At 72.5% G+C, this 16,402-nt stretch carries 15 protein-coding genes and 3 pseudogenes; 10 read left to right on the forward strand and 8 right to left on the reverse strand.

Translation table 11 applies throughout. The features are described from left to right. Nucleotides 1-23: 23 nt before the first annotated feature. Together ACZ6I1_RS26970 and ACZ6I1_RS26975 are read left to right on the forward strand one after the other, a co-directional pair. On the forward strand, nucleotides 24-323 hold the full coding sequence (locus ACZ6I1_RS26970) for a DUF1490 family protein (protein ID WP_469291366.1): 300 nt from the start codon (nucleotides 24-26) through the stop codon (nucleotides 321-323). A gap of 2 nt (nucleotides 324-325) precedes the next feature. Further along, nucleotides 326-2,551 (forward strand): heavy metal translocating P-type ATPase, encoded by a 2,226-nt coding sequence (locus ACZ6I1_RS26975; RefSeq protein WP_469291368.1) that lies wholly within the window; start codon nucleotides 326-328, stop codon nucleotides 2,549-2,551. Between the two features lie 55 nt (nucleotides 2,552-2,606). Here the strand turns inward: ACZ6I1_RS26975 and ACZ6I1_RS26980 are convergent, their stop codons facing one another. Continuing rightward, on the reverse strand, nucleotides 2,607-4,154 hold the full coding sequence (locus ACZ6I1_RS26980; protein WP_469291371.1) for a carboxylesterase/lipase family protein: 1,548 nt from the start codon (nucleotides 4,152-4,154) through the stop codon (nucleotides 2,607-2,609). A 219-nt stretch (nucleotides 4,155-4,373) separates the two neighbouring features. Between ACZ6I1_RS26980 and ACZ6I1_RS26985 the strand changes: the two genes are divergently transcribed. Further along, entirely contained in the window at nucleotides 4,374-4,796 is a 423-nt protein-coding gene (locus ACZ6I1_RS26985; protein ID WP_469291373.1) for a CU044_2847 family protein, read from the forward strand. A gap of 57 nt (nucleotides 4,797-4,853) precedes the next feature. Here the strand turns inward: ACZ6I1_RS26985 and ACZ6I1_RS26990 are convergent, their stop codons facing one another. Then, nucleotides 4,854-5,060 (reverse strand): hypothetical protein, encoded by a 207-nt coding sequence (locus ACZ6I1_RS26990; RefSeq protein WP_469291375.1) that lies wholly within the window; start codon nucleotides 5,058-5,060, stop codon nucleotides 4,854-4,856. Between the two features lie 251 nt (nucleotides 5,061-5,311). Between ACZ6I1_RS26990 and ACZ6I1_RS26995 the strand changes: the two genes are divergently transcribed. Beyond that, nucleotides 5,312-6,847, forward strand: coding sequence for a hypothetical protein (locus ACZ6I1_RS26995; RefSeq protein ID WP_469291377.1), 1,536 nt, complete (start codon nucleotides 5,312-5,314; stop codon nucleotides 6,845-6,847). Here ACZ6I1_RS26995 and ACZ6I1_RS27000 read toward each other — a convergent pair. The 4 genes and pseudogenes from ACZ6I1_RS27000 to ACZ6I1_RS27015 all read right to left on the reverse strand — a co-directional run bounded on the left by ACZ6I1_RS27000 (nucleotide 6,825) and on the right by ACZ6I1_RS27015 (nucleotide 8,855). Further along, nucleotides 6,825-7,560: pseudogene (locus tag ACZ6I1_RS27000) on the reverse strand (DUF6596 domain-containing protein). The gene ACZ6I1_RS26995 and the pseudogene ACZ6I1_RS27000 overlap by 23 nt on opposite strands. Nucleotides 7,561-7,570: 10 nt before the next feature. After that, a pseudogene (locus ACZ6I1_RS27005) lies at nucleotides 7,571-7,741 on the reverse strand (YciI family protein); the annotation flags it as partial. A 36-nt stretch (nucleotides 7,742-7,777) separates the two neighbouring features. Next, nucleotides 7,778-8,248, reverse strand: a complete 471-nt coding sequence (locus ACZ6I1_RS27010; RefSeq protein ID WP_469291379.1) for a flavodoxin family protein — start codon at nucleotides 8,246-8,248, stop codon at nucleotides 7,778-7,780. A gap of 175 nt (nucleotides 8,249-8,423) precedes the next feature. Further along, the gene (locus tag ACZ6I1_RS27015; RefSeq protein ID WP_469291381.1) at nucleotides 8,424-8,855 is read right to left on the reverse strand and encodes an SSI family serine proteinase inhibitor; all 432 of its coding nucleotides are present in this window, start codon (nucleotides 8,853-8,855) and stop codon (nucleotides 8,424-8,426) included. A 439-nt stretch (nucleotides 8,856-9,294) separates the two neighbouring features. Between ACZ6I1_RS27015 and ACZ6I1_RS27020 the strand changes: the two genes are divergently transcribed. Continuing rightward, nucleotides 9,295-10,866 (forward strand): FMN-binding glutamate synthase family protein, encoded by a 1,572-nt coding sequence (locus ACZ6I1_RS27020; protein WP_469291383.1) that lies wholly within the window; start codon nucleotides 9,295-9,297, stop codon nucleotides 10,864-10,866. Here ACZ6I1_RS27020 and ACZ6I1_RS27025 read toward each other — a convergent pair. Next, nucleotides 10,856-11,911 carry a sulfotransferase family protein gene (locus tag ACZ6I1_RS27025; protein WP_469291385.1) on the reverse strand — a complete coding sequence of 352 codons (1,056 nt, stop codon included), beginning with the start codon at nucleotides 11,909-11,911 and terminating at the stop codon, nucleotides 10,856-10,858. The genes ACZ6I1_RS27020 and ACZ6I1_RS27025 overlap by 11 nt on opposite strands. Nucleotides 11,912-12,300: 389 nt before the next feature. Between ACZ6I1_RS27025 and ACZ6I1_RS27030 the strand changes: the two genes are divergently transcribed. Continuing rightward, the gene (locus ACZ6I1_RS27030) at nucleotides 12,301-12,852 is read left to right on the forward strand and encodes a hypothetical protein (RefSeq protein WP_469291402.1); all 552 of its coding nucleotides are present in this window, start codon (nucleotides 12,301-12,303) and stop codon (nucleotides 12,850-12,852) included. 334 nt (nucleotides 12,853-13,186) lie between these two features. Here the strand turns inward: ACZ6I1_RS27030 and ACZ6I1_RS27035 are convergent, their stop codons facing one another. Next, nucleotides 13,187-13,654: a MepB family protein gene (locus tag ACZ6I1_RS27035; protein ID WP_469291387.1), complete on the reverse strand. Its 468-nt coding sequence runs from the start codon at nucleotides 13,652-13,654 to the stop codon at nucleotides 13,187-13,189. 162 nt (nucleotides 13,655-13,816) lie between these two features. Between ACZ6I1_RS27035 and ACZ6I1_RS27040 the strand changes: the two genes are divergently transcribed. The 4 genes and pseudogenes from ACZ6I1_RS27040 to ACZ6I1_RS27055 all read left to right on the forward strand — a co-directional run. Further along, the gene (locus ACZ6I1_RS27040) at nucleotides 13,817-14,209 is read left to right on the forward strand and encodes a hypothetical protein (RefSeq protein WP_469291389.1); all 393 of its coding nucleotides are present in this window, start codon (nucleotides 13,817-13,819) and stop codon (nucleotides 14,207-14,209) included. A gap of 367 nt (nucleotides 14,210-14,576) precedes the next feature. Next, a complete protein-coding gene (locus ACZ6I1_RS27045) occupies nucleotides 14,577-15,047 on the forward strand; it encodes a DUF2199 domain-containing protein (RefSeq protein WP_469291391.1) in 471 nt (156 codons plus the stop codon). After that, nucleotides 15,044-15,700 carry a hypothetical protein gene (locus ACZ6I1_RS27050; protein ID WP_469291393.1) on the forward strand — a complete coding sequence of 219 codons (657 nt, stop codon included), beginning with the start codon at nucleotides 15,044-15,046 and terminating at the stop codon, nucleotides 15,698-15,700. Before ACZ6I1_RS27045 ends, ACZ6I1_RS27050 begins: the two co-directional genes overlap by 4 nt. A 469-nt stretch (nucleotides 15,701-16,169) precedes the next feature. Next, a pseudogene (locus tag ACZ6I1_RS27055) lies at nucleotides 16,170-16,402 on the forward strand (lytic transglycosylase domain-containing protein); the annotation flags it as partial.

The raw sequence follows: 16,402 nt of genomic DNA on the forward strand, positions 1-16,402 counted from the left end.
GGCGCGCACGGAAGGAGTTGCGCATGCACCCCCTCGCGATCGCCGGTGCCACGGCCGGCAAGCTGGCCCATTACGCGCTATCCGGCGTGGTGGGCGGCCTGATCATCAAGAACGCACCCGCCGCGGCCCCGGCCGCCCGCAAGGCGCTGGTCAGTGGTCTCGCGGGCGGGATCGTGGCCGGCAGGTGGCTGGCCTCGGCCGCCGAGGAGGCCCGGCTGAAGGCCGGTGACATTCTGGCCGAAGCCCGTACGACGCTGGGCGAAGAGGTGCCACCGCCGTCCGCGGTCACCGTCGATCACGACGATCACGGACACGAGCACTGATCATGCCGGCCGTCCTGGTCTGCTCGGTGGCGGCGGGGCGCGTACGGCTGTCGGTGCCCTGGCTGAGAGCACGGCCCGGCTGCGCGGGCCTCGTCGACGAACGACTGACCGGCATCAGTGGTTTCCGCGCCCTGCGGATCTTCCCGCGCACCGGCAGTGTCGTGATCTGGGTGGCCCCCGAGCACCTGGACGTCGCGCAGCTCGTCGACGCCCTCGAGGAGGCCCCGCCCGCCGTGATGGTGGTGGCCAAGCCCTCCCGGTCCCTGCCCGACACCTCCACCGGAGAGGTGGCCCGCCTGGTGGTCGGCGGAGCGGTCCTCGCCCTCGTGGCATTCCGGCGGCTGCTCGGCAGACCCCGGTTCTCCTTCGGATCCTCCGGGCTGCTCGGCGTGGTGACCGTCTTCACCGGCCTGCCGTTCTTCCGGGGCGCCCTGCGCACCCTGCGCGGCCGCAGCAGCCCCGGTACCGACACGCTCGTCACGGCGGCGACCGTCATCTCCCTCGTACTGCGGGAGAACGTCGTCGCCCTCACGGTCCTGTGGCTGCTGAACATCGGAGAGTTCCTCCAGACCCTGACCCTGCGCCGCACCCGCCGCGCCATCGAGGAACTGCTCACCATCGGCGACGAGCGCGTCTGGCTGGTACGCGAAGGCATCGAGCTCGAGGTCGACCTGGAGACCGTGGAGCCAGGCGACACCGTCGCCGTGTACGAACACCACCGCATCCCCGTCGACGGGCACGTGCTCACCGGCGAGGCGCTGGTGGACCAGGCGGCCGTCACCGGTGAGGCGCTGCCCGTCTACGCCAGGGAAGGCGCCCACGTCTACGCCGGCACCATCGTCACCTCCGGCTCGCTCACCATCCGCGCGGACTCCGTCGGCGGTGACACCACCGTCGGCCGGATCATCAGCCGCGTCGAGGAGGCCCAGTCGGACCGGGCCCCGATCCAGACCGTGGCCACCCGCTTCACCCAGCGCTTCGTCCCGGTGTCCTTCGCCCTGGCCGCCGTCACCTACGCCGTCACCCGCGACGCACGGCGGGCCATGACCATGCTGCTGATCGCCTGCCCCTGCGCGGCGGGACTCGCCACCCCGACCGCCATCAGCGCGGCCATCGGCAACGGCGCCCGCCGCGGCACCCTCATCAAGGGCGGCACCCACCTGGAGGGCATCGGCCGGGTCACCGCAGTCGTCTTCGACAAGACCGGCACCCTCACCTTCGGCCGCCCCCTGGTCACGAGCGTGGTGACGCTCAGCGAGGCGGTCACCGCCGACGAGGTGCTGAGCCTGGCGGCCTCCGGCGAACTGCACGCACGCCACCCCCTCGCGCAGGCCATCGTCGCCCGTACCGAGGAACAGCACCTCCACGTGCCGATCCACCAGGCCTGCGAGGTCGTCCTCGGCATGGGCATGCGCGCCGAACTCGACGGCACCCGGCTCCTCGTCGGCAGCCCCGCGCTCCTGCGCCAGCACGGCGTCGACCTCACCGACGAGGCCCAGGGCTGGACGGACCGGCTGCGCGCCGGCGGCGAGACCGTCATCTGCCTCGCCCACGACGAGGACCTGATCGGCATGCTCGGGGTCTCCGATGCCGTACGGGCCGGCGCCGAAACCGTCGTCCAGCAGCTGCGCGACCTCGGGGTCTCCCGCCTGATCCTGCTCACCGGCGACGCGCCGGAGACCGCCCAGGTCGTCGCCGACACCCTGGGCATCACCGAAGTGCACGCCCACGCGCTTCCGGAGGCCAAACTCCAGCTGATACGGGATCTCCAGGCGGAGGGGCACACCGTGGCGATGGTCGGCGACGGGACGAACGACGCCCCCGCCCTGGCCCTCGCCGACGTCGGCATCACCATGGGAGAGCACTCCTCGCACGTGGCACTGGAGACCGCCGACATCGCCCTGGCGGGCAACGACCTGCGCCAGGTCGCCGCCGTCGTGGAACTGAGCCGCCACACCCTGCGCGTCGTACGGCAGAACTACGGCCTCGCCATCGGGGTCAACCTCCTCGGCCTGGTCGCGGGAGCCGGCGGTTCCATGAACCCCGTCCTCGCGGCGCTGCTGCACAACACCAGCAGCATCGCCGTGGTCGGCAACTCCGCCCGGCTGGTCAACCACACCCCGCACCTGCCCCGCGCGGGCGACGAGGTCCTGCGCCGGGCCCCGCTGGAGGAGCGCCGCGTAGCCCACCGGGATCCGGAAGGCCAAGGGCAACGGGACCGCTCTTGAGGACCGGGCCCGAGGGCGGCCCGGCCCTCGGGCCCGGCCCTCGAGCGGGACGCCTTCAGCCGCTGATCAGCGGCAGCGCGCGGAAGGCGTGGTCCTGCCAGATCAGGCGGGAGGACTCCTCCGGGTAGGCGGCGACGGCCGGTCGGGCGCCGAACAGCTGCACGAGGCGCTGACCGGTGTCGTACGCGGGCCAGCCGGGGTCGCCGTGCGCGGCGAACGACGCCCAGGCCGCGCGGATGCGGGCCGACAGGGCCTGCGCCTGCGCGGAAGGCGCCTCACCGATCAGCGCGGCGGGCTGGCCGCGGTCCAGGTTGCCGAACACGAGGGGGACATCGAGGCCGTGGCAGGCGCCGAAGGCGCCTCCCATGCCCGGGGCGGTCCAGGTCAGTTCGTAGACGTGGGCACGACCGCCGGCGGCCGTCTGGGCCTCGGCGAGGTGCAGCGTCGGCATGCGGAACAGCCAGTCCGAGTGGACCAGTTCGTACAACTCGTCCGGACCCGCCGCCGGGAAGGCCTCGCGGTACCGGCGCGCCCCGTCCGGACCGGGAGCGAAGACCTGGAGGGCGGCGGCCGCCTGCTCCTCGCTCACGGCACCGAGCAGACCGTCCAGCGCGGTGAACAGCCGCTGCTCGTCCCGGGTGTGGCCGACGAGGAGTTCGACATCGCGGCCGGCTCCCTCCGCCAGGGCCTGCCACGGTGTGACGGCGAGGACCTCGCCGTCGATGACGGGCGAGAACGGGATCGTCCTGTGCGCGGGCAGGCCCCAGCGCCCCGCGTGCCGGTCCATTGCCGCGGCCACCGCGTCACCGGCGGCGGGCAGCCGACGCGGGTCGACGCCGGACAGGTCCGCCAGGGTGGGCCGCAGCCCGAGCTCGGCGGCGCAGGCGGCGCTGATCTCCGCGGCGAGCTCCCGCGAGAAGAACGTGCCCTGCGCGCTCTGCGCGACGGCTCGACGGAACAGTCCGGCCGCACCTTCCATCGCCAGCAGCGCGGCGATCGATCCGCCACCCGCGGACTGGCCGAAGACCGTGACGCGGTCAGGGTCGCCGCCGAACCCCCGGACGTTGTCGCGCACCCACGCGAGGGCGGCGACCTGGTCGAGCAGTCCGCGGTTGGCGGGAGCACCCTCGATGTGCCCGAAGCCCTCGAAGCCGACACGGTAGTTGAACGTGACGACCACGACGCCGCCGTCCCGCGCGAGCCGGCCACCGTCGTACTCGGGGAGGGCGGCCGTCCCGAACAGGTAGGCGCCGCCCTGGATCCACACCATCACCGGCAATCCCGCACCCGCGACGGGTTCCGGCGACCATACGTTGACGGTCAGCCAGTCGTCGCCCGCCGTGTCCTGCGACAGGGCGTCCATGCCGAACACCCCGGCCTGCGGGGGCGGCGGACCGTACGCCACGGCCTCCCGCACCCCGCTCCAGCCCCGTACCGGCCGGGGCGCGGCGAAGCGCAACGCGCCGACCGGAGGCTCGGCGAACGGGATGCCGCGGAAGACAGCCACGCCCGCCTCCCGGCTGCCGCGCAGCCTCCCGGCCTCCACGCGGACTTCAGGCCGCTGTCCGGACGGTGCGGCGCTCTCCGAGACGGCACGGGTCATGGCAACTCGCTCTCAGGCGGGGGCAGAGGGCTCGTACGGCCCCGGACCCTGCGCATCATCCGCCGCAACCGGATGCCTCGCCAAGCCATTTACGGACCGCACGGCCATCACCCCCGCAATCCCTGCCCGTCGGCGTGCGCGACTGTGTGAACGGCCCCCTGAAAGCGCCTCCCAGAACTATCCTGCCGGTCCGGGCGGGCTTCTGTGGGAGGGGATCGCGTGACCGAGACGGTAGCGATCGATCTGGGGGACGGTTCGACGGTCACCGCGGAGGTGATCGGCGATCTGCCGTTCCAAGCACTGCCCGATCAGGGGGCATCGGGCTACGGGGATGTCGGATTCGGGGCGGTGAACCGGTCCGCCGCGCAGCTGGGTTCGGCCGTGGCCCTGACGCTGGATCAGGTGCGCGGCACCGTGCAGGGCATCGGACGGTGGGCGGCGCAGACCATCACCCAGGGGGAAGCGGGATCACCGGACGCCTTCGAGGTCGAGTTCGGACTCAAGCTGGCGGTGAAGTCGGGTCAGCTCCTCGGGATCATCGCAGAGGCCGGCAGCGAAGCGGGACTGACGATCAGGCTGTCGTGGAACACCGCTCAGCGACGGGAGGGCGGGACGGGAACACGCCAGTACCCGGCCGGGTGATGGTGACTGCGGTCCCGGCCGGGTACGGCGTCCGCGGGGAGTGCGGCTGCGCTGCGCTCAGCGCTCGTCGTCGCGCATGTCGTCTTCGCCGCGCTCGCGGCGCATGGCGTCCTCGCTGCGACGCCTGATCTCCTCGGGGCTCTTGCCCCGCGTGCCCTCCTGGCCGGCATCGGGGTGGACTGGGTCCTGGCCCGGCCGACGCATGCGCTCCTGCTCCTCGCGGCTCTTGCCCGGTTCCTGCTGCTTGTCCTGTCGACGGGCCATGACGCGTACCTCTTCCGTGCGTAGGTGAAGGTTTCCCCCTCACGCTGACACGCGCCGTGACGTTCCGCATCTCAAGGATCACCGAGTGTGGTGGCCGGTGGCCGGGGGCCGGTGGCCGTCGTCGGCTCCGGCACGGCGGACCGCGCCATTGGCCCGTGTGCCGTACGGAGAGTGGCAGCGGCCTGGGGGCACGGGCAGGGTGGGGGCGCGGAGGCATGGCTTCCGCTCCCCGACAGCCGTGAGGTCCGGCCATGACGCAGACGTCAGCGATGGCTCCGCCACCCCCGGGAGCGGAGTCCGAGCCCGGCGCGGGCCGCGAGGTCCAGCGCGACCTGCGCCTGCTCGGCGCTGTCGCCGCCGCGTACACGCTGGCCCAGCTGGTGTTCGTCCTGCCGGGATCCGGGCTCGGCTGGGACGAGACCGTGTACGTCAGCCAGGTCAGCCACCACGCCCCTGGCGCGTTCTTCAGCGCTCCCCGCGCCCGGGGCATCACCTTCCTCGTTGCGCCCGTCGCCGCGCTGACCTCGTCGGTCCTGGCGCTGCGCCTCTACCTCGCCCTGCTGTCCGGTGCGGGGCTCCTGCTGGCGCTGTGGGTGTGGCGGCGCCTGCTCCCCACCGGCACGCTCGCGCTCGCCGGCGCGTTGTTCGCCGGGCTGTGGATCAGCATGTTCTACGGCCCCCAGGCGATGCCCAATCTATGGGTCGCCTACGGTGCGCTGATCGCGGTCGGCTGCTTCCTGAGGGCCGCACGGGACCGTTCCGACCGTGCCGACCGTGCCGCACTGGCCGGGCTCGGCGCCGGCATGGCGCTCGCCGCCCTCATGCGGCCCTCCGACGCCCTCTGGCTCGCCCTGCCCCTCGGGGTCGCCGCACTGTCCGTCAGGTCGTTGCGCAGGCCCGCCCTGCTGCTGGTGCTCGGCGCCGGAGCGGCCGCGGGCGCCGCCGAATGGGTGATCGAGGCGTACGTGCGCTACGGCGGGCTCCTTCCCCGGCTGGGCCGTGCCAGCGAGATCCAGGGCCACTTGGGCTGGAACCCCGCCTTCGACGATCACGTGCGAGCGCTGCAAGGGCTCACCTTGTGCCGCCCCTGCACCGTGCCGTGGCGCTATCCCCTCGCCTCCGTCTGGTGGTTCGTCCTGCCCGTCCTCGCCGCAGGCGGGGTCCGTGCCGCGCTCCGCACGCGGCGGCCGGCCGTCTTCGTGCTCCCGGCGCTGGCCGGCCTGTCCATGGCGGTGCCCTACCTGCTGCTGATCGGGTACGCGGCCCCGCGCTTCCTGCTGCCCGCCTACGCCCTGCTCGCCCTCCCCACCGCCCTGTGCCTGACCCGCCTGGCCGCCTTCACCCGGGCGCGCCCGGTACTGCGCACCGGCCTCGCACTGGCCGTGGCCGCCCATCTGGCCGTGCAGTTCCTCGTCCTCGCCGGCGTGACGGACCGTGGCCGCGCCAACCACGCGGCGTTCGATCGGCTGGTGGCGGACCTGCGCCGGCAAGGGCTGCGGCCGCCGTGCGTGGTCAGCGGGGAGGAAGCCGTCAGGATCGCGTTCCGCGCGGGCTGCTCCTCCCGCCAGGTCGGCGGGCACGACGGCAGCATCACGCCGGCGGAGATGGCCGCCGCTGCCCGCGATCGGCCCGTGGCCCTCATCGTCCGAGGTGACGCTCCGCCACCGGGCTACGCCGAGGGCTGGCGGCGGCACGTACTGCCCGGCCTGCCGGGCATCCCGGACCTGCGGGCGTACCTCGGGCCGGCCCTGGGCGCACGAGCCGTCAGCGACACCGGCGGGCGTTGAGCCGGGCGGCCTGGCGCGTCAGGCGGTCGCGCTCGGCGAGGTCGGGCGCCTTCCGCGCCGCCTCGGCGTACAGCCGTGCCGCCGTCGCGCTCGCGCAGGTACGCCGCCACCGCGGTGGGGCGGGGCAGCGACGCGTCCAGCGCCGCGAGCGCCGCCAGCTCGGCGCGCGGTCCGTCGGCCTCGCCGAGGGCCACCGCGCGGTTGAGCCGGACGACCGGGCTGCCGGTCAGGCGTACGAGCTCGTCGTACCACTCGACGATCTGCACCCAGCCGGTCTCCTCGGCGGCCGCGGTCCTGCTCGGCGAGCGGTACCAGGCTGCCGTAGCGCGCGGTCCGGGCGGCGCGCCGGGCATGGTGGAGCAGCATGAGGGCGAGCAGCCCCGCCACCTGGGTGATCGATCGCGGCCGCGAGCTGCCGGGTGAGCCGGATGGCTTCGGCGGCGACGCAGCGTCACCGCGACCGCGGACGACGGCGTCAGCGACGGGTGGGCGCACTGGAAGGAGAGCTGGAGGGTGTCGTCCACCGCGGGCGCGGGCCCGGGCGCCGGCTGCTCCTCGACGACGTCCTCGCGCCGGCGGCGGGCCGCGTCGACGAACCGGCGCCGGGCCACCGTGACGTGTACCGCGTCCTCGGCCGTCGCGAAATCGGCTCCGCGGCGGACGAGGATGCCGAGCACGCTCGGCGTGAGGCTGCGGAGCAGGACCTCGTTCACCGCGGAGGGGTCACTCCGCGATGGTGGGCGGCGCGGACAGGATCGGCTTCCCGCCCGCCCACGGGGCGGCCGACAGCTCCCCGGCCAGCTCGACGGCGCGCTCCTGGCGGCCCTCGCCGTCGTACCGCACCCACATCCCCTCGGGGGCGAGCGCGGGACCGTCGACGAACTCTCCCGTCCCCGCGCGGGGCGGGCGGGGCAGGCGCCGCAGACGGGGTCAGGACACCGGGCCCGTTCCGTCCCGCAGCCTCGCGGCGAACGCCCGCGCGGCCGTCAGATCGTCGGCGTCCGGCCGCTGCTTGTGGATACCGCCGACGAGCTTGAAGGGCAACCAGGTGTCGAACGCCCGGCACGAGAACGTCCCGTCCACTGCGAAGCCCTTGCCTTCGAGGAGCCGGACCAGCGGGCGGGTGAACGGCGCCGGCGGCAGCTCGGGGAGCCCGCTGGTGGCGAAGGCGAACGCACGGCCGCGGCCCGCGGGAAGTGCCTTCACGAAGTCGGTCAGCCCGGGGTGCAGCCTGCCGTGGAAGACGCCCGCTCCGAACCCCACGAGGTCGGCGTCGGCGAGCTCCCCCAGGTCGGCCTCCTCCGGGGAGACGACCTTCGCGTCCAGTACCCGGGCCATGGTGTCGGCGATGCGACGCGTATTGCCGTGGGACACGGAGACGCACACGATGACGGTCTTCATCCTGACGATCCCTTCTCTCGGTTTCCGCAGCGAGGACAGCGCAGCGGCGCCGGATGTGACACCACGCCGGTGTGACGGCGGCCACGCGGGTTCCGTCGCGACGAGACGCACGTCCGCCCCCACCCGGGGAGGGGCGGGGGCGGACGCGTGGGGGCCGGGGCCAGGGCCAGGGCCGTCAGAACGCGAAGACGGCGTTTCCGTTGAAGGTCGCGGACATGACGCACGCGTTGGAGAAGGTGTGCTCCCAGGAGATGCGGCTGCCCTGCCAGACGCCGACCGCCGTGACCGTGACGGGGTCGTAGTGCATCGGGCAAGCGCGGTTCGCGTCCGGGTCGTCCAGGAGCGTGTCGAGGGTGCCGGCGGTGGCGGCGAGAGCCTCGCACGCCGCCTCGGGGTCGGGGTGCGTTCCCTGGGCGGTCGGTGCGCAGCTGAGAGTGGACGCCCGCACGACGGTGCCCTCGCCCTCGCCCTGGCCTTCGCCCTGCGCGACGGCAAGGACGACGGCGGAAGGGGCGTACAGGCCGGCGGGCTGTGCCTCAGCGATGCCCGTGGCGCCGGCCAGGGTCAGAAGGGCGGCGGAGGAGACAACAGCGATGCGGTGACGCACGGCGAAACTCGCTTTCAATTCGAAGGTGATGCGCAGCAGTTGGCTGCGATGTATCGACTGGACGCTCCCGAGTTTGTCGGGCGTGCAGGGTGCGCGCACATCGATCGCCGATTTACAGACATCTGGTTCGAATATCGGCAACCGAACGGTCGTTCGGGCAGCTCAGGCGGGGTGTGCGGCCGGTGCGATCGGGCGCGGACGGGGGGTCGGCAGCCGCCGGGACAGCCGTAGGCGGCTCGCTGACCTGCTGTCGGCCGTGCGCGGTTCATCGAACGGCCATCCAGGCTGACCGGATAGCGCCCGTCCTTCCACGAGCCGGATCCCCGGCGCGGGGACGGGCATCCCGGGCCCGGCGGCTGCATCGGGCCCGGCCGCCGCAGCGGGCCCGCCGATTGGCGGCCGCACTTCGGGACACAAGCGCGATGTGCTGAAACTCCGTGTGATAGCTGTCCTCGGCTCGTTCGCGGTGGCGGCCTCCGCCGCCGCCGTCCGCATCTCGCCCTGGTGGTCGGCCGCAGCCGCCCCCCTGATCCTCCTCACGCTGGTGGCCGTCCACGACCTCGTACAACGACGGCATTCCGTTCTGCGGAACTATCCGCTGCTCGGGCACCTCCGCTTCGCGATGGAGGCGTTGCGGCCGGAGTTCCAGCAGTACTTCATCGAGCGGAACACCGACGGCCGCCCCTTCGACCGCGACACCCGCAGCATCGTCTACGAACGCGCCAAGGGCACCGACGCGGAGGATCCCTTCGGCACCGAACTCGACCTCTACCGCTCCGGCAGCGAGTACCTCGTCCCGTCCATGGCCCCCCGCCCGGTGCGCACCGTCCCGCCCCGGGTCCGCATCGGCGGCCCCGACTGCACGCGGCCCTACGACATGGCCCTGCTCAACGTCTCGGCGATGAGCTTCGGCTCCCTGTCGGCCAACGCCGTACTCGCCCTCAACGCCGGCGCTCGGCTGGGCGGCTTCGCCCACGACACCGGCGAGGGCGGCCTGTCGGAGTACCACCTGCGGGCGGGCGGGGACCTCGTCTGGGAGATAGGCACCGGATACTTCGGCTGCCGCACCGGCGAAGGCGGCTTCGACGAGCGGCAGTTCGCCGAGAAGGCGGCCCGCAGCCAGGTCATGTGCGTCTCACTGAAGATCAGCCAGGGTGCCAAACCCGGAATCGGAAGCGTCCTGCCGGGTGCCAAGGTCAACGCGGAGATCGCGAAGGTCCGCGGGGTGCCGCAGGGGGAGACCGTCGTCTCGCCGCCCTTCCACCGCGTGTACTCCACACCGCGCGAGCTGGTGCGCTTCCTGGCCCGGATGCGGGAGCTCGCGGACGGCAAGCCCGTCGGGTTCAAGCTGTGCGTGGGATCGCGGCCCGAGTTCCTGGCGGTGTGCAAGGCCATGCTCGAGGAGGACAGCACACCGGACTTCATCGTCGTCGACGGCGCGGAGGGCGGCACGGGCGCGGCGCCGCTGGAGTTCGCGGACCACGTCGGCCTGCCCCTCGGCGAGGGGCTGATGGCCGTCCACAACGCCCTCGTCGGCACCGGGCTGCGCGACCGCATCCGCATCGGGGCCAGCGGCAAGGTCGCCACCGGCAGCGACCTCGTCAAACGCCTGCTCCAGGGAGCCGACTACACCAACGCCGCCCGCGCCATGATGTTCGCGATCGGCTGCATCCAAGCCCAGCGCTGCCACACCAACACCTGTCCCGTCGGCGTGGCCACCCAGGACGAGCGGCGCGCCCGCGCCATCGACGTCGCCGACAAGTCGCAGCGCGTACGGCGCTACCAGCAGGCCACGGTCGAGAGCGCCCTGCAGATCATGGCCTCGATGGGGGTCGACGACCCGCGCGGGCTGCGACCCCACATGCTCCTCCAACGGGTCGACCCGAACACCGTCCGCTCCTACGCCGAACTCCACACGTGGCTCACCCCTGGACAGCTGCTGACATCGGAGGCGCCGGCCGACTGGGCATCCGACTGGCAGTCGGCCGACCCGGACCGCTTCACGCACTGAACCCGGCACCGCGCGCGCCCGCCAGGGCGCGTGCGCCGGGAGCGCAGTGTTCTCGCAACGCCTCGAGTTCAGCCGCAGGCAGCCGCCGGGACGCGCCGCGCCGGCTGCCGTCCAGACGTGCGGCACCGGCGTCGAGCCACTGCGGGAGCGGCTCGACGCCGATGAACCCGGCCAGCCGCGTCAGCTCCTCGCGGGGATCGTCGAGGAGGTCCTCGTAGGCGAGCGTGGTCCGTGCGGCTGCAGGCACCTCGCCGAGATGCGCCACACCCCGCACGATGATCTCCGACCACAAGGCCGCGAAGCCGGCCGACGGCAGTGCGCGCTCCAGTACCAGCGCGGAATCGAAACGCTCGGCCAGCAGCTGCGACAGCTCGGGCGGCAGGGACCGGATCTGGTCCTCGGTCAGGTCCTCGACGCGTCCGGCGCCCGTCCGGGCGAGGATGTCCCGCAACAGGAAGATCAGCCGGTAGCCGGTGTGCCGGCTCATGGACAGCGCGCAGTCGGGCCCGTCCCTGAACAGGTGCACGAAGCGCGCCTGCGGGAAGGCCTTGCGCAGCAGCGGCACCCGCTCCAGTGAATAGCCCGACCGCTCGACCACGGCACTCCGCCCGAACCGCGCGCACAGGAGCCCGAACAGAACCTCGTAGTGGCCGACGGCGGTTCGGTTGGGCCAGCCGCAGACCTGTTTCTCCAGCTCGTCGAAGAGGCCGTCCGGATCGTCGGTCAGGTGGGGAAGCACCATCAGGGACAGGGCGGGGATGCCGGTGGTGTCGGTCGCGAAACGGCCGGGGCGGCGCGTGTACAGGAACTCCGGCATCGGCACCCCGCTGCGGATCATCCGCTCGAACAGCGGGTTGGGATCGGCCAGCAGCCGCCAGAACCGGGCCCCGCTCAGGAGGCCTTCCGGGAAGCCCCGGCTCTGCACCGACGACAGGAGCTCGTTCAGACTCAGTACGTCCGGATGCGCATGGACGATGCCCGACAGCGCGGTCGACCCACTGCGTCCCGTACCGACTACGAACGTCAGAGTGCGCATGGCGGCCATCTCCTTCGGCATCGATCCGTCCCGTTCGCCAGCAGGCTTCCCCGAGCGCCACCTCCCGACTCCGGATCCCCTCTCCGCTTTTCCTCCCTGCGTGAGTGCGACCGGCAGGAACGGGTGCATGTCGTTGACACCTGCCGAACGGCGTGCGACAAAGACTGCAGGGCGTGTTCGGCAACTGCCCCCTCGCCCCCCTCGGTCCCCTCGTCTGAGGTGCGCTTCTCCTCATGACCGGGGCCGCCATACCTGCCAGTCCCCTTGCCGGGGCGGGGCCGGGACAGGGCCCGGGTCGGCATCGGCGTCGCGTGAACTTCACCGTCTCCTACCTGCCTGAGACTCGTCGGACCACGGGCAAACCACCGCATATGTGAACGGACATCTCTGCCTTGACCATGATTCCCGGATCCCGTGTCCCCGGACGGACCTGGACCGTCCGTCTGACCGGCCACGGCGACCACACCGTCTCCGTCACCTGCAGCACCGAGGCGTGCCGCATGCCGCCCCGCTCCAAAGACACGACGGCCATGCGCCGGTTCGCCGCCGAGCACGCACGCGCGCACGCCCGGCTCGCGACCGTTCGGCCCAATGCCGCGTGTGCCTGCCGGGCCGCCGAATGCGGCTTCCATCAGGACACCAGAGCCTCTTGTACCGGGGCCCCACTCCTCGTCCTCATCCACAACCCGGCCGTCGGCCAGGTCTGGACCCTCGCGGAGATCTGCCAGGGCTGCGCACCCCTGATCTCCCACATCGCCGTCCTCGGCCGCGCCGAGCGCCCGACGGCTCCCCGACCCTCCGCGGCATCGGCTCCCGGTGAGCCCGTCCCGGCCTCGGCGGGCCCGGCGCGTGTGGCCGTGGCCGGCGGCTTTTCTTCACCGGAGGCCGCTCCCGAAACGGTTTCCCGCCGCCGCCCGCACCGCGGTGGTGGCGCCCGGCGAACACGCTGAAGGTTTCCGTGCGGTGGGCGAGGGCGGGTTGCTGCCGTCCGGTCCACTGCCCGAGGGCGGCGGTATGAGCGCCGTCGTCGGGGGTTCGCCGGGCGCGGCCCCGGGTCCCGGCCGGGGAGGAGCCGGGAACCCGGGCCCGGCCGGGTTCCGTACTGGTCCGGGCGGCAGCCCGTCGTGCGGGCGAGCCGGCCGCATGACGCCGGGGGAAGTGCCGCCATGCGGCTGAGGCCCGCTCGGGAAGCCCCACCCGTAGGCGGCGGCCTCCGCTGTCCACGCGTCTAACCCGACTTCCCCCGCCCAAACCCCCACCCGCGACTCGCCTTCTGAGAGGACGTCAAGAACCGACCGGCCGCGCGTTCCCGGAGCGGTAGAGCGAGTGGGCGCGGGCGATGTCGACGGGCTCGTCCTCGGACAGCCGGAGCCAGTGCTCCACCTGCCAGGCCTGGGCGCCGCCCGCTTGGCGGTTGGTGGTGGTGACCCACGGAGGATAGACGCGCAAGGCCCGTTTCCCGCCTGTGCCGTTCGTCGACACGACACCCCGTTCGCGGAGCACGTCCCGCGGGAACACGAACTGCCCGAACCGCTCGCCCCCACCCGCACTGATGACGAACAGGTCGACGGGGTCTTCGGCATCGAAGGGCCGGATCGGCCCGCGCGCGGACCGCTTCCACACGGTGACGAACTGGCCGGCCTTCGCCGGGGTCGTCTTGGCCACGCGGAACGTGACCGAGAGGCCGTCGAGCGCGAACTCGCAGCCCCCGTACCCGGCACTCTCCGCGTCGGCCACCGGCTGCGAGCACATGAACCCACTCGGGTCATACGCCAGCCTCTTCGCCCTCAGCAGGTCACCGGGGATCCCCGGCTCACGTGACCACCGAGGGACCGCACGTTCCGCCCTCATTCCCGCATCGTGCCAGATATCGAACGCCCGAACGAATCCGGAGCCCATCAGGAGAGCCCGCCCGTGCAGAAGACCGCCCTCGTTCCCTACGCCCACCTCCCCAGAGCGCACCGCCACCGCCACGTCCTGACCAGCACCGTCGACGTCTTCGGCGCCGCGCACTGGCTGCTTGCCGACCGCGCTCCGCAGCCCGGCGGCGCTGCCCTGCCCTCCGACGCGCTGGTCGTTTCCGTCGATCCGGGCGGCACCGTCGAACCCGCCGAGCCGAGCGCCGTACCGGCCCGCTGGCCGCACCTGGACCGCCTGCCCGACGGCGGGTTCGTCGTCGCCGCGTCTCACCCCCGCCGGAACGAGGACGCGGACCGGGCCCGGGTCTTCGACGCGCTCGGACGCGAGACCTCGTCCTTCCAGGGCGATCCGTTCAGCACGTGGGGCGTGTTCGACCTCAGCAGCTGATGCCCACCACTGGATGGGCCACTTCCGCCGGGTCGCCAACCCTCCGACGGGCGGTCGGCGGCTGGGTGCGAGAGTGGGTCGTGCAGGCGGCGGGCGGGGTCCCGCCCGCGCTGGTACCGGCGCCCGTCACTAGGGGTGTCTGACGGAGGTCCGTGGCGTCGCGATGCCCGGCACGCACTCTCGCCGCACCGGCCGAAAGCCCACGTACGTCCAGTAGGCGGGCATCCGGCCGGCACGCCGAGAGCACGCACCGGACACCGCTCCTTCACCACGGACCTCCGTCAGACACCCCTTAGGCTCCGGCCTTATGACCAGTGATCTCGGGTTCACTTGCGCGTGCTGCGGAGCCCACCACCCTGAGCTGCCGATGAACTACACGGCCGACGCCCCCGCCATGTGGGAACCGGCCTTCTCCGCCGCCGACGACTGCTTGCTCTGGTCCGACCAGTGCGTGGTCCGTGGGCAGCACTACTTCGTCAAGGGCCTGATCGAGATACCCGTCATCGGCAGTGACGACGTGTTCTCCTGGGGCGTCTGGATATCGCTCAGCCGCGAGAATTTCTCCAGGGCTGCGGACCTGTGGGACACCCCTGGCCGGGAGTCCGAGAAGCCGTACTTCGGCTGGCTCACCACCGACCTGCCGGTCTATCCGGCCACGACCCTCAACCTGAAAACGTACGTCCACACACGCCCGGTCGGTGAGTGCCCCTTCGTCGAGCTCGAGCTCGAGCCCACCCACCACCCCCTCGCCGTCGAGCAGCGCACGGGGATCAGCCCGGACCGTGTCCGGGAGATCGCGGCGGCCGTGCTCCACGCCGGTGATCGCGAGCAGCAGTGACGGCCGACAACCCGGTACCGCTCGCGCCCGCTGGTCTGAGCCGCAGGGCCCGGCGGTTCGTCGAGGTGGAGGGCATCCGCGTCCCGGGAGAGGACATCCGGCGACACCGCGACGCGAGGATCGGGCACGGGATCCCCGTTGCGGAGGTCGACCGGGCCACCGCCTTTCAGGACCGCTGGGGCGGCCTCGCACTGCCGCCGGCCCCGTTCTACGAGGGCGGCCCCCGCGTTCTGGACGCCGGCTGCCCCGAGCGGATGCCCGGGCAGGGCTGGTCCTTCGAGGCGGGTCAGTCTCGGGTCTCCATGGCCTACGGATTCATGATCGGCCCGGGCGGGGCTTTCGGCATCGACGCCTACCACTGGACACCTCTGCATGCCGACACGGACGGCTGGGTGGAATCCCTGGCGCTCGCCGACCACGCCCGCCGCTGGGCCAGAACCGTCACAAGGATCAAGGGCGAGACGGTCGAGGCCCTGGACCTTGGCGGCTTCGAGCCCGTGCCCGAAGTGCGGGGAGTGACCGACAACTGGTGGCGGGGCGAGGATTCCCTCATCGCCGTGTACCGGGGTGAGGCCGTGGGCCTTGACGCCCCGCAATGCCTCGAAGCCCACATCTACGGAGGGCTCGACGCGTGGGGCCTCCACGGTGGATGACTCGTGGGGCCGGATCTGGCACCTGCTTGACCCGAAGGGCCGACTCTCGTGCTCGGTCACAGGAAGACAGCCCTCGGGCGGTCCGTTCCTTCGATTCCGGGGGAGTTGGCGGGTGGGGAGAGGCCTCTCCAAGGGGTGCGAACGGTGACGCTCGGTGAGATTTGCGCGTCCCGGAGGTGACACGCCCCATAGGACCCACGTCACGTACGAATCGGCGTAGTAGGCGCCCCGGGCGGACCGCGGCCGCCCTGGACCCCCGGGTCCGCCGCGGGACGGGGCTCCCCGGCTGCGAGGGTCGGTAGTAGGAGGGGTCGTTGCCAGGGCTGCGGGGGGTCTGTAGAACTGGATGAGTCGCAGGGCGGCAGGGTGTTTCACCCGCCGCCGACGAACCCCTCTCCTCCGCGTGAGTGGCTCACGCATGTCTTCGGCATGCCCGCGACCGCCCTTGTCCCCTTCGGAAGGTCAATCCGTGTCCCACACCGTCATCCGCCGCATCGCCGCCTCCAAGAAGTCCCTCGCGGGTACCGTCCTCGCCCTGGGCGTCGCCGGTTCCATGCTGGCCGCGGTTCCCGCGCAGGCCGCCCCGATGAGCGCCAAGGCGATCGCGCAGCAGATGATCAAGGACCCGGCCCAGTTCGCCGCCTTCGACAAGATCATCACGCGGGAGAGCGGCTGGGACTACACGGCCACCAACGCCTCCTC

It is taken from the genome of Streptomyces sp. NPDC046303 (genome assembly GCF_055588085.1).

What these genes read in the sequence shown, in the direction of transcription:
- ACZ6I1_RS27025 (WP_469291385.1), bottom strand. Translation starts at nt 11,911, where the DNA reads ATGGCCGCCATGCGCACTCTGACGTTCGTAGTCGGTACGGGACGCAGT.
- ACZ6I1_RS27030 (WP_469291402.1), top strand. Translation starts at nt 12,301, where the DNA reads ATGATTCCCGGATCCCGTGTCCCCGGACGGACCTGGACCGTCCGTCTG.
- ACZ6I1_RS26980 (WP_469291371.1), bottom strand. Translation starts at nt 4,154, where the DNA reads ATGACCCGTGCCGTCTCGGAGAGCGCCGCACCGTCCGGACAGCGGCCT.
- ACZ6I1_RS27045 (WP_469291391.1), top strand. Translation starts at nt 14,577, where the DNA reads ATGAACTACACGGCCGACGCCCCCGCCATGTGGGAACCGGCCTTCTCC.
- ACZ6I1_RS26970 (WP_469291366.1), top strand. Translation starts at nt 24, where the DNA reads ATGCACCCCCTCGCGATCGCCGGTGCCACGGCCGGCAAGCTGGCCCAT.
- ACZ6I1_RS27010 (WP_469291379.1), bottom strand. Translation starts at nt 8,248, where the DNA reads ATGAAGACCGTCATCGTGTGCGTCTCCGTGTCCCACGGCAATACGCGT.
- ACZ6I1_RS26995 (WP_469291377.1), top strand. Translation starts at nt 5,312, where the DNA reads ATGACGCAGACGTCAGCGATGGCTCCGCCACCCCCGGGAGCGGAGTCC.
- ACZ6I1_RS26990 (WP_469291375.1), bottom strand. Translation starts at nt 5,060, where the DNA reads ATGGCCCGTCGACAGGACAAGCAGCAGGAACCGGGCAAGAGCCGCGAG.
- ACZ6I1_RS26975 (WP_469291368.1), top strand. Translation starts at nt 326, where the DNA reads ATGCCGGCCGTCCTGGTCTGCTCGGTGGCGGCGGGGCGCGTACGGCTG.
- ACZ6I1_RS27035 (WP_469291387.1), bottom strand. Translation starts at nt 13,654, where the DNA reads ATGTGCTCGCAGCCGGTGGCCGACGCGGAGAGTGCCGGGTACGGGGGC.